Annotated in this window: 13 protein-coding genes; 4 read left to right on the top strand and 9 right to left on the bottom strand. The window is 43.1% G+C overall.

Translation table 11 applies throughout. The annotated features are described in order from the left end of the window. Window positions 1-32: 32 nt before the first annotated feature. Genes lysM through NITUZ_RS05965 form a run of 7 tightly spaced genes read right to left on the bottom strand, consistent with a single transcriptional unit; the run spans window position 33 to window position 5732 of the window. Window positions 33-452, bottom strand: a complete 420-nt coding sequence (gene lysM / locus NITUZ_RS05995) for an HTH-type transcriptional regulator LysM (protein WP_048196423.1) — start codon at window positions 450-452, stop codon at window positions 33-35. Further along, on the bottom strand, window positions 433-1623 hold the full coding sequence (locus NITUZ_RS05990) for an aspartate aminotransferase family protein (protein ID WP_048196422.1): 1191 nt from the start codon (window positions 1621-1623) through the stop codon (window positions 433-435). Before NITUZ_RS05990 ends, lysM begins: the two co-directional genes overlap by 20 nt. Continuing rightward, complete coding sequence (locus NITUZ_RS05985; protein WP_048196421.1) at window positions 1620-2420, bottom strand: [LysW]-aminoadipate/[LysW]-glutamate kinase; 801 nt, start codon at window positions 2418-2420, stop codon at window positions 1620-1622. Before NITUZ_RS05985 ends, NITUZ_RS05990 begins: the two co-directional genes overlap by 4 nt. A gap of 4 nt (window positions 2421-2424) precedes the next feature. Then, window positions 2425-3480: an N-acetyl-gamma-glutamyl-phosphate reductase gene (gene argC / locus NITUZ_RS05980; RefSeq protein WP_048196420.1), complete on the bottom strand. Its 1056-nt coding sequence runs from the start codon at window positions 3478-3480 to the stop codon at window positions 2425-2427. A 27-nt stretch (window positions 3481-3507) separates the two neighbouring features. Beyond that, complete coding sequence (lysX, locus tag NITUZ_RS05975; RefSeq protein ID WP_048196419.1) at window positions 3508-4365, bottom strand: lysine biosynthesis protein LysX; 858 nt, start codon at window positions 4363-4365, stop codon at window positions 3508-3510. Continuing rightward, entirely contained in the window at window positions 4366-4533 is a 168-nt protein-coding gene (gene lysW/argW / locus NITUZ_RS05970) for an alpha-aminoadipate/glutamate carrier protein LysW (RefSeq protein WP_048196940.1), read from the bottom strand. 11 nt (window positions 4534-4544) lie between these two features. Further along, window positions 4545-5732 (bottom strand): argininosuccinate synthase, encoded by a 1188-nt coding sequence (locus NITUZ_RS05965; protein ID WP_048196418.1) that lies wholly within the window; start codon window positions 5730-5732, stop codon window positions 4545-4547. 162 nt (window positions 5733-5894) lie between these two features. On the opposite strand from NITUZ_RS05965, the gene NITUZ_RS05960 reads away from it, so the two are divergent. From NITUZ_RS05960 to NITUZ_RS05945, 4 genes are all read left to right on the top strand, one after another. Next, on the top strand, window positions 5895-6893 hold the full coding sequence (locus tag NITUZ_RS05960; RefSeq protein WP_048196417.1) for an ABC transporter substrate-binding protein: 999 nt from the start codon (window positions 5895-5897) through the stop codon (window positions 6891-6893). Window position 6894: 1 nt separating this feature from the next. After that, a complete protein-coding gene (locus NITUZ_RS05955) occupies window positions 6895-7662 on the top strand; it encodes an ABC transporter ATP-binding protein (protein ID WP_048196416.1) in 768 nt (255 codons plus the stop codon). Continuing rightward, window positions 7663-8421: an ABC transporter permease gene (locus tag NITUZ_RS05950; protein ID WP_048196415.1), complete on the top strand. Its 759-nt coding sequence runs from the start codon at window positions 7663-7665 to the stop codon at window positions 8419-8421. 79 nt (window positions 8422-8500) lie between these two features. After that, a complete protein-coding gene (locus tag NITUZ_RS05945) occupies window positions 8501-9073 on the top strand; it encodes a hypothetical protein (RefSeq protein WP_048196414.1) in 573 nt (190 codons plus the stop codon). 30 nt (window positions 9074-9103) lie between these two features. Here NITUZ_RS05945 and NITUZ_RS05940 read toward each other — a convergent pair whose 3' ends face one another. Both NITUZ_RS05940 and NITUZ_RS05930 read right to left on the bottom strand, forming a co-directional pair. Then, window positions 9104-10195, bottom strand: coding sequence for an MFS transporter (locus NITUZ_RS05940; protein ID WP_048196413.1), 1092 nt, complete (start codon window positions 10193-10195; stop codon window positions 9104-9106). A gap of 342 nt (window positions 10196-10537) precedes the next feature. Continuing rightward, window positions 10538-13015 (bottom strand): methionine synthase, encoded by a 2478-nt coding sequence (locus NITUZ_RS05930; RefSeq protein WP_155991414.1) that lies wholly within the window; start codon window positions 13013-13015, stop codon window positions 10538-10540.

Raw genomic sequence — 13015 nt, 5'->3', positions numbered from 1 at the left:
GGCCAAAAACAGAGTTTTGAGCTCGATTTTCGTTAAACAACTTCGCGCAATATGATTACAGTGTTGGTGTCTGAAACACCCGGCACCTTTCGCAACTGATCAATTGAACCATTTATTTCAGTTATGTTTGGGGCCGAAAGAATGACTGCAATATCATATTGTCCTGTTATCTCATAGACTGTCTTTATTCCTTCAAGCTTGGTAAGTTTGGTTGATACTTTGGATGTATCCATCGACGATTCGACTGAGATTAGAACGATTGCCTTTGTAGAGTTCTGCTCGCCTATTTCAACTGTGAATTTTTTGATTATCTGGCCGTCAATAAGGTTCTTTACCCTTCGTCTCACAGCTGATTCGGAAAGCTTTAGCTTCTTTCCGATATCTACAAAAGACTCTCTAGAGTCCTCTTTTAGGATCCTGATTATTTCATCATCAATCTTGTCCTTGTACATTCTTTTTTCTCTCCGTTTCTCTAGCAAATAATCTGTCTAGTACTTCTAATACTTTGTTAACGTCATCCTCTGAAGTGACAAGTGGTGGCAGCAGCCTGAGTATGTTGCGTCCTGAGTATAACAGCAGGACTCCTTCTGAAATGCCGTCAAACAATATGTCTTTTACCTCGAATTTCATCTCTACTCCAATCATCAGTCCCTTTCCCCGTATATCGCGTATGATGCTGTGTTTTTCTTTTAGCCGTTCAAGTCCTTCCCTGAATGTTTTGCCTACTTTGGCCGCATTTTCGATGAGGCCATCCTGTGTTAGAGCCTGCAGTGTTGCAACCCCTGCGGCGCATGATAGTGGATTGCCGCCAAAAGTGGATGAGTGTTCACCCTTACTCATTGCAGCAAGTATCTCTGGTTTTACAAGAGTTGCACTCATTGGAACTCCGCCTGCTATACCTTTTGCAAGGCACATTATATCTGGGGCCGTACTCCAGTGATCGCACGCCCACATTTTGCCTGTTCTGCCTAATCCTGCTTGAATTTCGTCAAATATAAGGAGAATTCTGTTTTCATCACAGAGCTTGCGAACCTGTTGGAGGAATCCATCTGGTGCAACGTGTATCCCTCCCTCGCCCTGTATGGGCTCCATTATGATAAATGCAGTATCCTTGTCTATTTTTGAGCGTAGTGTTTCGATATCGCCAAAAGGAGAAAATACTGCCTTTTCTACAAGCGGCATGAATGATTTTCTGTACTTTGGATTAAACGTGATAGATAGCGCCCCCATCGACTTTCCATGATACGAGCCGTTCATTGCGATCATTCCTGACTTGCCAGTGTATTTTCTTGCAAACTTTATCGCAGCTTCAACTGCTTCGGCTCCACTGTTTCCAAGGTGGACATTTGTGAGCCCCTTCGGTGCTACCTTGATGAGATTTTCTAAAAATTCCTCACGAGTCTTGTTGTACAATGACGTGTGGACTGTAATTATCTTATCAATTTGGGATTTTATTGCCGCGACAACTCTTGGATTTCTGTGACCAACTAGGGCAACACCGTATCCACCCATACAGTCAATGTATTCTTTTCCGTTGATGTCCCAGACTCTTGATCCTAATCCTTTTTCAACTGTCACTGGGAACCTTTGGTAGAGGCTACCAAGAAAATCATCTTCACTCATTTTGAAATTACCGTGCAGTTTTGATGAGAAATTGCCGAGGATATAGGATTTTCTCGCTGGCCGTTTGCAATCAATGCTTCCATGACGCCCATATCAAGTGCCTCCGTTGCCGCAAGTATCTTCTTTTCCATACCAAAGCCCACCTTGGGTCTTATTTCCTTTGCCTCTGCATTTGTTAATTTTTGTACCAGTCTATCATTCATTAAAAGACCGTCAACATTGGTCAAAAACAAGATCTTATCGCTCTTTATTGCCCCTGCCACATTTGCAGCAGCCCTGTCTCCATCTATGTTTAACAGGTCGAATTCTTTGCTTAATGCAATCGGTGATACTACCGGGGTATATCCATTATCTAGTAGCATCTTTAGGAGCGCGCCGTTTACCTCTGTGACCTTGCCTGTGTATCCGCCATCAATCATTTGTTTTCGTCCTTTCTCATTTATGATGACCAGCTTATCTTTTCTTTCTGCCATGAAGACCTTGCCATCAACTCCGGATAAGCCTATTGCGTTTACGCCATTTTTTTGCAACATCTGAACTATGGTCTTGTTTATCTTGCCTGACATGACCATGGTAAAGATCTCGGCTGTCTCCTTATCCGTGTATCGTGATTTAATTCCGCTAGGTGATACAACAAACTTTGGCTCTTTACCTAGCATCTCGCAAGTCTTTGTTACCTCCTTGCCGCCGCCATGAACAAGTATTACTCCCTCACTTTCTGCAACTTTTTTTATGTCTTGTATGGTGGATGGATGAAGATTTTCTACTACACTTCCACCAATTTTGATTGTAATCATTTGCTCAAACAGGGGTAAGCGGTGAGTATCTTAGCCCATCCATTTCGTCAAAGCCTGCCATTATGTTCATATTCTGTATGGCAGAGCCTGCTGCACCTTTCATCAAGTTATCTGAAGCAGATAGCGCAACAAGTCTGTGATTGTCCTCATCAATATCAAATCCTATGTCACAGAAATTAGAGCCGACGACAAACTTGGGATCTGGAAACTTGTACAGTCCCTTTTTGTCACGTATGAGCCTGATGAATCTTTCCTCTTTGTACATCTCACGGTAGACCCGCCACAATTCTATTTCCGTTATGTCTTTTGTAAGAAAAGTGTGATTGGTACACAATATGCCCCTTACAATATCTACTGCATGAGGACTCATTGAAACTTTGATCTTTTTTCCTGCAATCTCACTTAGCTCTTGCTCAATTTCTCCTGTGTGTCGGTGCTTTGCCGGTTTGTATGGCCTGATTACACCTGAGCGCATTGCATGGTGCGTGCCTGCAACGCTCCCAGCTCCTGCTCCAGAGGAGCCAATCTTCGAGTCGACTACTATGTGTTCTGTATCGATTAGGTTGTTTTTTACAAGAGGCGCAAGGGCAAGCATCGAAGTTACCGCCATACATCCTGGGCAAGATACAAGCTGGGCGTTTCTGATTTTCTCTCTGTGCAGCTCTGGAACTCCAAAGACTGATTTTGCCAAGTATTCTGGATGTGGATGTTCCCACCCATACCATTTTGTGTATCCTTCCTGATTGTGAAGCCTATAGTCGGCAGAAAGGTCTACTACCTTAAGCCCTCTATCGTAAAGAGCTTTGACAATCTCAGTAGCTGTGCCATGTGGAACTGCGGTAAACACAAGATCACATTTATCTGACATTTTATCATAGTCTAACTCTGAAAATGTAAGTTCTGTAAATCCCTTAAGAGCTGGCTGGACTCTGTGAAGATACTCACCGACATACTGTCTTGATGTCACCATGGTGATCTCTACTTTTGGGTGTGTAACTAAAAGGCGTAGCATCTCTCCGCCAACATATCCTGATGCTCCAACTACTCCTACTCTTAACATACGCTTTCCCTCATGATGTGGTATAATTTATTTTCTAATGTAGTTCAAGGCGAACTTTATCATTTCTTCTGGAATGTTCTTTTTTGCAACTCGCGCCAGACCTTTGAATTCGACAGTATTATTCACTTCGTGGATTACCAAGCCGCGACTGTCATCCTCCATCAGATCGATGCCCAAAATACCACCGCCTACTGCCTTTGATGCCTTCAGACACAAGTCCTCCATTTCTTTTGTCACTTCACAAATCTCAGGATCGCCTCCTAGTGCGATGTTTGTCTTAAAGTCGCCCTGCGACTTTCTGTACATTGCCGCAACTACCTGATCGCCTACAGTTATGGCACGTATGTCTCTTGGCGGCCTCTTTATCATTTCTTGAAGATAGTAAATTCTATCGTGCGAGCCGTCCTCAATGTCTCGCATCTCTATTATTGCTTCAGTGGTATCCTTATCACGTAATGGCAATATTCCTCTTCCCCAACTGCCTATTATCGGCTTGATTACTATGGGGTAGCCAAGCTTTTCGATCATCCTCATTGCCTCCTCTGAGGAGAATGCAAAGTATGTCTTTGGCGTGGGAACACCGTGTTTTTTTAACAAAAGTGAGGTCACCATCTTGTTTCCACACACTTCTGCGACTTGGTGTGTGTTAATTACTGGGACATCTAGGAACTCAAGGCAGGCTGTAAAATGGAGCCCACGATAGTAGCTTACGCAGCGTTCAAGAACTACGTCGCCAAAATCAATGTCTGACCTTCTAGTCTCAGTACTCATCTGGGTTATCTTGGCATCTATTACGATGGTGTTGTGACCCATCTTGGATGCTTGATCCTCAAGCATCTTTTCTTCTAATCTGAGTCTATCAAATACGATGCAGACCTTGGCCAACTATTCTCCCCAGTCTTCTCCGACGCTTTCCGCTGGCTTTAGTTCTACATTGGAACCATTCTTCTTTGCTATTTCAAAGTCGGCTCCGCATTCTGGACATGAAACTATCTCTCCAACTGCTGCATCATCTGGGATGTTGATTGTTGCATCACATTCTAAACAATTCATTACGATCTTTTTCACCTCTTGTCTGCTAATTTATTAGCTTCTGTTGTCTGCAGTCCCCACAACTCAACAAAGCCTGTGGCCTTTCTTTGATCAAATGCAGATCCCTTGCCATAAGTTGCAATGTCGTGTCTGTATAGTGAGTGCTTTGATTTTCTGCCTACTACACGCAATCCTCCTTTGTAAAGCTTTAACCTGACAATTCCAGTGACTGTCTTTTGTGACTGGTCTATGAACTTGTCAAGGTCTCGCTTTAGCGGGTCCTGCCACAATCCTGAATATGCAAGCCAAGCCCATTCTTGGTCCACTATGCTTTTGAACTTGTTTTCGTGCTTTGTATGTACCATTTTTTCAAGGTCTGAATGTGCCTCTATTATGCACATGGCGCCTGGTGTTTCGTACACTTCTCGCGACTTTATGCCTACTACTCTGTCTTCTATGTGATCGACAATTCCTACACCGTTTGCTCCTGCTACTTGGTTCGCATACTCGATTAGTCTTACCGGATTCAATGTTTTCTTATCGATTGAGACTGGGACACCGTTTTCAAATTCAATTTCCATATATCGCGGTTTATCTGGTAGGTTCTTTGTCTTTACCCAGATAAACGCATCATCTGGCGGCTCTGCATATGGGTCTTCTAGGTTTCCTCCTTCTATTGCCCTGCCCCATAAATTCTGATCAATTGAGAATTTTTTTGATACGCTATCAATTGGAATGCCGTGTTTGTTTGCAAATTCCAGCTCTGTTGCTCTATCTAAATTCAAATCTCTGATGGGCGCAATTATTGGAAGGTTGGAACCGGAGCCAAAGGTGACATCAAATCGCACCTGATCGTTACCCTTTCCAGTACAACCATGCGCAAGTGCGCTGACCTTTTCTTTTTTAGCAACCTCTAAGACTTTTTGCGCAATCAGTGGTCTTGCAAGTGATGTTGCAAGACAGTACTTTTTCTGATAGAGGGCATTTGCCTTTATGGCCGGATGAATAAATTTTTCAACAAATTCTTTTTTTGCATCAATGTTATAGTGTCGCAGAACGCCAAGATGTCTTGCTTTTGCAGCAATTTTTTTCTGGTCGCTTCCCTCACCTACATCTACCGTGACCGTTATCACATCCATATTGTGCTCTTCTTGTAGATATTTTACAACGACAGAAGTATCAAGGCCACCTGAAAAAGCAAGTACTGCTTTTTGTTTCATTAGAGCTTTTCCGTCAATACAATTTGCATTTATCTTTTGTGCTGATCTGTTTTTGTTGTTCTATTTTCAATACTCATTTCAAAAGTTTGGAAAATAGTTTGAGCTAAATAGGTAGAGCTAAAATCCGATCACTATTTAACCGAAGTTTCATAACGCTGTTTTATGAAAATTCCCATTCTGGCAGGAATAGCAATAGCTATGGTGGGAATTCTGGCAATCATGCTGGGCTCTGCGCAACCTGACTCTGACCAAAACAGAGTTCGAGTCGCCTTTTTTGCCAACATAGCTCATGCCGTGCCTATAGTGGGAATTGAAAACGGAGAGTTTGCTAGTTATCTTGGAGATGTTCCAATTCAGCCCATAATAGTTGACAGCGGCCCGCAAGCAATTGAAGCGCTTTTTGCAAACTCGGCAGACATGGCGTATGTGGGACCGTCCCCATTTATCAACGGCTATGTCAAATCTGGAGGAGAAGGATTGAAGATTCTTTCCGGTGCTGCAAGCAACGGAGCAAGCTTTGTGGTTCAAAAAGACACGGATATTTTATCTGCCGCAGATTTTGCTGGAAAGAAAATAGCTGCTCCGTCAATTGGAAATACTCAGGATGTATCTTTGCGCACTTTTCTTTCTGAGAACGGCCTAAAGCCTGCAGAGAAGGGAGGCAATGTCATAGTTTACAATATTGCAAACTCTGAGATATTCACATTGTTTGCAAAAGGGGAAATAGATGGTGCATGGGTTCCAGAACCACTGGCAACAATCTTAGTGGAGCAGCTTGGAGGCAAACGGCTTTTCAACGAAGAAGATTTGTGGCCAAACAAGCAGTTCTCATCAGTTTTATTGATTGCACGATCAGATTTTGTCGAAAAACATCCTGAGATTGTTAAAAGATGGATTGAAGCGCACAAAAAGACGATAAAGTGGATTAACGAAAATCCAAGAGAAACTGAGATCACATTCATAGATTTTTATAAAAAACATACAGGCAAGATGCTGCCTGAGAGTATAGTGCACGGCGCATTTTCCAACATCATAATTACTGAGGATGCCAATTCAGAATCAATACGTGTTTTTGCTGAACGTGCTAACTCGCTAGGCTATCTTGGACGCCATGGCTACAATCTGGATGGCGCATTCTATCAAGCACAGGCAGGTGTCTGATATGGCAAAGCTTGAAGCAAAAGGAATTGTAAAATATTTTGATCACGACGGGCATAAACTGAAAGCACTTGGTGGTGTGGACCTTATAGTGGAGGATGGCGATTTTGTTTGTCTTGTGGGGCCATCTGGATGCGGCAAATCCACTTTCTTGAGAATTGCGGCGGGGCTTGAAAAACCGGATGACGGGCAGATTCTACTGGATAATCGACCAATCACAAAGACAGGGCCAGACAGAATACTGGTCTTTCAGGAAGGTGCTCTATTTCCATGGCTTAAGGTACGAGATAACGTGGAATTCGGACTCAAGATAGCAGGTATACCAGAATCGGAAAGACAGCAGATATCAGACAGATATCTTGAGATGATGCAGCTAACCAAGTTCGCAAACTCGTATACGTATCAACTTTCAACCGGCATGAGGCAGCGAGTGGCTATTGCCAGAGCTCTTGTGATGGATCCTGACGTGCTTTTAATGGATGAACCGTTTGCCGCACTTGACGCACAAACACGCGATCTACTTCTGGTTGAAATGCAGATGATCTGGCAGAAGACAAAGAAGACCATAGTGTTCGTTACCCATAGCATATCTGAGGCAACAGTACTTGGAAACAAGGTTGCAGTATTCACACACCGGCCATCCACTGTCAAAAAAATAATACAGATTGAACACCAAAGACCTCGCCTTGTAGAAGACAACTCGCTTTACAAATACCAGCAAGAGATTCTCACAGAACTAAGACCAGAAGTAAAGGCAAAGGGGAGCGACTAGATGACATCAAAGATAGTCGGAAAGAAAATTGCATTTTATGTGGGACTCGTTCTTGTTTGGCAGGCTCTTGACGCATCCAATATCTGGAGCGATAATGTGTTCCCATCTCCAATTGAGGTGGGGGAAGACTTGTGGTATGGAGCATCTGATGGAACACTCTGGTTTGGAATAGGCACTAGTCTTTGGCGTCTTGTGGTCGGCTTGTTGATTGCAATCGCTGGGGGTATGATTCTAGGCGTATTCATGGCTAGGGTTCCAACCGTAAATCAGACCATCGGCTCCATAGTGCTAGGTCTGCAGTCAATACCCTCAGTTGCATGGGCGCCTCTTGCGATAGTCTGGTTCGGATTAACTGATGCTGGAATAATCTTTGTGACTGTGGCAGGCGCAATATTTGCAGTAACAATAAACACGTACACTGGAGTTAAGAACATCAATCCTGACTATATTGCAGCTGCGCAGAATATGGGGGCACGAGGCACACAACTGATCACCAAAGTATTGATCCCGGCCGCATTTCCATATATGATATCTGGTTTCAAACAGGGATGGGCATTTGCATGGCGTGGCGTAATCGGTGCCGAACTGTTATTTTCATTTTTAGGTCTTGGATTTTTGCTTAATGTTGGCAGGCAGCTAAACGACGTTTCACAAGTAATAGCTATGATGATAGTAATAATGCTAATTGGGATCTTAATTGATGGTCTCATCTTCAAGAGAATCGAGGAAAAAGTAATGGCAAGGTGGGGCCTGAGATGACGCACTGCACGTGATTTGCAAAAAGACACACCGCATCCGGATGGCTACTAACTAATAACAAATTGCTATATCCTACACAATGAATGCAAAACAAATTGGTGCACTGACTGCACTTGTTGCAACCGTGCTAATGCTTGTAAACATAAGTCCAGCTTTTGCGGACGCCAAGACGTCAGGTGACAAGTATACCGTAAGCATGCTTGAAAAAAAGCAAGCCAAGGGGGCATCCAAGATGATAAAGACACTTGAGGAATACAAGAACACACTAAAGCAGCACAAATTCGATAATAAGAACACGGAAAAACGAATTGCAGACAAGACAAACTCAATTGAAAATAAGATTGGCGGTATTATCAGTATGTTAAAAAACAAGGTTCCAGTCCAAGATACGTCTTTTAGCGCACCCAGCGTGGAAATTATGGCGATAAACAAGCTCAGGTCTAGCATATCTGATGATGTTGGAATCGCAAGGGTGGTCTACAAGGCAACCGCAGGAGATGTGGCAGTTTTGGACGCAAAGGTGGTAATTGATTCTGGTGTAGAGAGACTAGAAAACCAGATCCGAAACCTGTCGGCGTCCAAGTCTACAGTGCATACTGTCTACATGAAGGTGGCAAATCCAAGCTCTGTCAGCATATTGGTAACGCAATAGCAAGCTGAACACTTTTTTTTATTTTTACGCCTATTTGATTTTTAGCGAAATGGCAAATGCAACTATGCATATTGCCACCGCAAAATACATCACAGAAATTTGGTCATAATAAAACGCTATGGTGCCTGCAACAACAGGGCCTATCACATTTGCAATTGCTATTGTGGAATTAAATATTCCAGTGGATGTTGATTTTGGATTGTTCTCCATAAGATGTATGCTTCCACCAATATACAAAAATGCCCAAGTAAATCCTACTAGTGCCATCCAGGGTATTGCCATCCACCAGCTACTCATTACTGCCATGCCCGCAAATACGAACACAGTCAGGCCTATACCTATTTTGAATTTGGTCACGTTTTTTGTGCGGATTTTCGTGCCCATCAGATTCATCAGAACAAAAGCAGTTATCGTGTTTGCAACGTACACCATTGATACCTCGTACAGCTTTGCGCCAAGGGACTGCGTGAGTACCAATGGCAGAATCGTCCATACTGCAGTGGCTCCAGTATGTCGGAATAATAGTGAGAGGAAGAGAAACCTGTTCCTTGCAATTACTGATTTTGTTGCGCCTGTTTCTTTTACAATTGCATACTGGGGCATACGCATGGTAAATACGAGTCCTGTAAGAAACAGGGCAGCACTGATAAGAAAGATTGTCTTCTCGTTGTTTGCAATTCCTGCGGCAACAATTCCAGCAAGCCAACCTAATGCATGAAATGAAATAACGGATGCAACTTTTGTTTTATCTTTACCTGATTCGTATGTGTATGCGAGCATAGCAGGCACCATCATGCCGCTTGCAACTCCTGCTCCGAGGCGTACTAGCAGAAGGTATAGCGAGTTGTCTGCAACATAATGCAAGCCAAACATTGCAGCGCAGGCAAGAAATCCTACTCTGATAAAGATTAGTCTTTTTCCACTCGCATCGGAAATCCTGCCAAAATACATGCTGGATAGTATCTGGGCAAAGAAAAACGAAGCTATGGTGATTCCAACTTCAAAGATGGATGTTGTCAGATTTTGCGCAAGAATCGGCATGAAGATGTATACTATAGATACACCTGCATGTTGGAAGAAAGTTGCACTGCGAATTAGATTGCTTATACCTATCTGCTGCATGAAGATTCGTTTCTCAAATAACCAATAATTAATAATTTGTGTTTGGTTTCTTTTAACACAAAATAATCTTTGCAAGCCAAGGCAAAGCAAATCATTGTTGACAAAAACGTCGCTAATGCGTCCAAGCTCAAAACTATCAAATCCCCATCGCTTTCAGATGAAGAAATTAGAAACGTAAAACTAATGCGGAGTAAGAATTGGAAGACAGTTGACTCCGCTGAGGACCTGATAAAAGATCCGCACAAACAAATGTGGAAAGTTAAAAGGAATCAAATTTTATAATCTAGTACAAACTCTTAGGAAGAGATCCACAAAGACGTGTATGTGGAAAAGACTGATGATTTAGAGAACAAAATACTCTGCTTGTGGATGGTGTACGACTATGGCAGCAGTGGACTGCTCTGGTATTATCTGTCCTGCCTCAGTTAGCGTCATGCCTGATTTTTCAGGCTCTAGTATCTTCCACACCAGATGGTGTTGCGATACATCAGGACAGCTAGGATACCCCCAAGAATATCTGAGCCCTCTTTTTCCTTCAAGGCCAAGCTCGCTTTTGATTCTCTGGTTTATCATCTCTGCCAGAGCTTCTGCAGTTTCCACCGCAAGACCGTGCAGATAGTATGCGTCTGTATATCGGTCTTGCTTATTCCATAACTCTATTGTCTCTTGTACCTTGCTTCCAACAGTTACTGCCTGAAACGCTACAATGTCATTTTCGCCAAAATAATCCGTAAGACACAGATGCTTGCTCTGTGAAGACCTTGGGAACTCAAATTCAATCTTTTGGCCTCTGTGTTCTACCACTAGCTTGCCATCTACATTGTGACAAACATAATAGCCGTACACGGCACGCGGCTCAAAGAGATGCTCGTCTAGCACTTTTTTCTTCCACTCATTGAGCAGCCTCTCGCCCTCTGTCTCAGGATCGTCTATTCCTCGGCCCCTTAGGCCCCACGATAACACAAAGAGCGATTTTTTGGAAAGATGGGTCCATACTTGATCTAAATTGATATCTTTGGGCTCGATCCTTATTGGAGCATCTATTACTCTGGGCATCGGAGGTGTTACGGGCTTTATTCCAGAATGAGGAAGGTCACCTTGCGGTCTTTCTACCTTTGTTTCAGTCCATTTTTGGATTTTCTCTTTCCATTCTCTGATGAACTGACCACGCTCTACTGACACAATTTTATCCATTGTCTTGAGGCCTTCGAACATGGTCTTGCAGTAAAACACTCCGTGCTCGTAGATCCCGCCTTCCTTTGCAATCCTGTTGATATAATTGGAATTGATTGCAGCACCTCCGCACAGAATCGGGATGGAGAATTTGTTTTGCCTTGCATGTTCTACAAAATACTGCATCTGTTTTGATGTTGAAACAAGCAGAGCGGAAAGTCCAACTGCATCTGCCTTCACCTCTTCTATTTTTTCGATAAATTTTTGGAGTGGAACCTGCTTTCCGAGATCGTATACAGTGTAACCATTGTTCTCAAAGATTGTCTTTACAAGGTTCTTTCCAATATCGTGCACATCACCATACACTGTACCTAACACAAGCTTTCCCTTGCTGGAGCCCTTCTCCTTCAGTAGGTATTTTTCCAACTCTGCTACTGCTGCCTTCATACATTCTGCTGACTTTAGCACAAAGGGTAGTATCAGCTCGCCAGCCCCGAATTTGTCACCAACCTCTTTCATTGCAGGAAGAAGATCATCATTTAGTGTCTGTATAGCCGCAGGATGTGTTATATGCTTTGCAATCTCTGTAATTCTTTTCTCATTTGCATTACCGGGAATCTTTTCCATTATTGCAAGAATTACATCCTGCTCTATCCCATCCTTTAATCTGTTTACGATTCTAAAGTGGGCACGTTTTCCCGCTGGCCAACTTGGGTCGACGTCAATTTTTTTTGAGGTCGTTATCTTTGTGTCTATTTTCTCAAAATGATTGATTATATCTGCAAGCGCATTTGGATGTCTGTTAAATATGAGGTTCTCTGCAAGCTCACGCTCTTTTGGGTCTATCTCGTTGTATGGGGTAATTTCTTTTGCATTTACTATGGCAGCGTCAAGACCTGCCTTAACTGCGTGATGCAGGAAGACAGAGTTGAGCACTTTTCTTGCAGCAGGAACAAGACCGAAACTGATGTTGCTCAAGCCCAAGACTGTAAATGCATTTGGGAATCTCTGCTTTACTAGTCTGATCCCATCAAGCGTGTTTCTTCCAGCATCCTGAAACTCTGTCTCGCCTGTTGCTAACGTGAATGTGAGAACATCGAACATGAACTGCTCTTCGCGTAGACCATATTTTTTTCCAGTCTCGTATAGCAGTTCTGCAGTCGCGACTTTTTCTTGCGGCGTTTTTGCCATTCCCTTGGGACCTATACATAATGCGACTGCTGGGAGACCATATTTTGCCATTAATGGTGCGAGTTTGTGAAATTTGCTGCCATCCCCCTCAAGATTGATGGAGTTTATGATTGGCCTGCCTGGTATCTGCTCTATTGCAGCCTGTACCACTGCCGGGTCAGTAGAATCTATGACAAGCGGCGCGTCAACCTCAAGCGATAATCTCTTTACGAGCTTTTTCATAAATTCAAGCTCATCAGATCTTTCAGTTGTTGCAACGCAGACATCAAGACAGTGTGCTCCGTCCTCTACCTGAGCTCGCGCAAGATCAATTAAACCATCAAAATCATCCGATAGCACTAGTTGCTTTGCTTTCTTTGATCCTTGGGTATTGAGTCTCTCACCTATGATAAGTGGGGGTGGAATCTGTCTTAGATCAACTGCCTTCATTGCTGAGCTTACTCGTGGGTACTTCAA

The sequence above is a fragment of the Candidatus Nitrosotenuis uzonensis genome, from assembly GCF_000723185.1.
Taxonomy (GTDB): domain Archaea; phylum Thermoproteota; class Nitrososphaeria; order Nitrososphaerales; family Nitrosopumilaceae; genus Nitrosotenuis; species Nitrosotenuis uzonensis.
This window is presented reverse-complemented; position numbering and strand designations above follow the sequence as displayed.